The 2152-nt window shown below is 56.4% G+C and carries 3 protein-coding genes; all 3 read right to left on the reverse strand.

Annotation, left to right across the window (positions count from 1 at the left end):
* Nucleotides 1–90: 90 nt before the first annotated feature.
* Entirely contained in the window at nt 91–474 is a 384-nt protein-coding gene (locus XarbCFBP7408_RS22610) for a hypothetical protein (RefSeq protein ID WP_146093829.1), read from the reverse strand.
* Nucleotides 475–515: 41 nt separating this feature from the next.
* Nucleotides 516–1178, reverse strand: coding sequence for a hypothetical protein (locus XarbCFBP7408_RS21865; protein WP_104564687.1), 663 nt, complete (start codon nt 1176–1178; stop codon nt 516–518).
* 98 nt (nt 1179–1276) lie between these two features.
* Nucleotides 1277–1840, reverse strand: coding sequence for a hypothetical protein (locus XarbCFBP7408_RS21870; protein ID WP_047128025.1), 564 nt, complete (start codon nt 1838–1840; stop codon nt 1277–1279).
* Nucleotides 1841–2152 lie beyond the last annotated feature (312 nt).

A 2152-nucleotide genomic window follows, 5' to 3' on the forward strand; every position in this document is an offset into this window, starting at 1 on the left:
CGTAGTGGCGCTCCCGTGTAGAACCTGGCCCATAGTGCTTCCTTCCAATCGAGGGAAAATAGTGCACCATCAAAGCCTGGGATCAAACACCTAGGATCTATCCGGCGCAGTTGATGATTGAGGTATGACAGGCGACTCTACGGGTCTGCTGGGATCTGTTAGGCCTGCACGCAGAGCTTGAGTGTCCTTGACCGCCTTCTCCTTGGCTTTTGCATAGGTTTCTCTAGCTTCGGAAACCAAGACGTCGAGGCGCGCCCGCTCGGTGTCTAGCTCCGTTGTATCGATACCCATTGAAGCAACCTCTTGCGAAGTCATATCCAGCGAACGCTTGGTCGCGATGAGCGCGTAGAGCATGTCTTTCGCGGCATCAGCTGGTGCTTGGATAGCCGCGATCTGCGCGAGTACTTCGTGTCGTTTCATGTCGACCAGGTTGCCGAGCGCTAGAGCTGGATCATAGGGTGTGGTAGATGGCACGGTGAAGGCTCCTGATGGTTGAGGTGTCTATGTGTCCGAGATTAGTTGGCTTCTACCAACGCGGCACTGGACGCGGTTTCACGAGCAGTCAGGTCATTTGTAGCGTGGGGCAACCTGAGGGAATCATTGATGCGTTTGATCCAAATCTCGCCAACATTGGCCGCCGTTTTCTCTGCGTCGCAGTGCCACAGGTTGATGAATGCGCAAATTCCTAGCACTGCTGCAGCGACTGCATAGAGCCATTGCGAGAGTCCGCTAGCGTTGGCCGCGACATAGGTTGCCGCCATTGCCAGGCAGGCGAGCAAGAAATAGCGCGCCAAGGACCAGCGGTGATTCAACCATCTGCGAACTGCGCGCTTGTGCCGCGTGTGAGCCCAGCTAACCGTTTGGGTGTCTGAGTCGTAATGGTAGAACTCCCATATCTCCGAAAGGTCCATCAGTGCCTGGCTGCAGTGTGGGTGGCTCAGGGCGGTGCGGATGACATGAGCAGGTAGCGGTTGTCCATAGAGGTGGCGAACGGTGACCTCAAGCCAGAGATCGTCATCTGCGCGCTTGGGGTCCCAGTGCTCAAGGAATTCCCGTCGATGTTGACTTCGCCTGCCATGAAGATCGAAGAGACCGCGCGTTGCATAAATGATGAGCGCGAACAACACGATTGGGATGAGTAGGCCAGGGCCGCCGGCAGCGATCATATCCTTGAACATTCACCCCTCCTCAATGAGCGTGAAGACCACGATGGTCGGCGGAGGCGCGGACGCAGGATCGGAAGCTGACGTCGCGTCCGCAGATGCCGACTCCGCGTTCAGTTCGTGACCGGAAGGGCCGCGATCCTGGAGACACCGGGCAGTCGCTGTGTATAGAGCTTGGCCATGTCATCGGGGTTGACCACATGTGCAAAGTGCTCGAGGCCGATGGTCAGGAAATCACCATGGCGGCCATCGCGCTTGATTCCCACTTCAACGGCCTTGAGCGCGCTGATCCAATACCAGGAGACGTTGTCATTGTCCTCGCCTCTGTAGGCGTACCAGAGCGGGATACGGAACATGCGCTCGAACGCGACGGCTTTCAGCAGCTCTTTCTGCAGGCTTAGCGTGAAGCAGGGCGAGCCATCCCATTCCTTCAAGTCGAAGTTTTTGGCATCTACGGCAATCAGTCCGATGGAGTCGAGCAGGACCATGAAATCCGGTCGCTTGATCTCGCCTGTGAAAAGTGGGGCGAAGCTTTCCCTTGCCTGGCAGACCGCAACGTAAGACAGGCCAGAGTCGCCAAGCCACTTGCAGAGATCCGTCTCCCCAATATCGCCTTTCTCCTTGATTGCCTCCTTGGTACCTACGATTGACTCAGAAATTCTTCGCAAGATTGACATGTCGTTCCTTCAAGTGGCGCGGAGCGCGGTATACCGAAAGCAGCAAACCATTGCATCGGTCGCAGTGCGCAACTCCTTGAGAACGGATCTTCAGTTTTGCGATACGGGTCACTGGCTGGGCGATCGATGCCAAGCATTTGCGGCGGGCTTGCCCTATGGGCGCGGAGTCAGGCAAAGGCCTTATGTGGCTATTGACACGCCACACCTTGCACTTGCAATCTAAGAGCGGCTAACAAAACCCAGGAAGAAGGCGTAAGCAGATGATGGAGGATGCGAGCGAAAGCAACGCCAAGTGGAGATCGATGCGACGTT

Source organism: Xanthomonas arboricola pv. guizotiae, from assembly GCF_002940205.1.
GTDB classification, from domain to species: domain Bacteria; phylum Pseudomonadota; class Gammaproteobacteria; order Xanthomonadales; family Xanthomonadaceae; genus Xanthomonas; species Xanthomonas arboricola_C.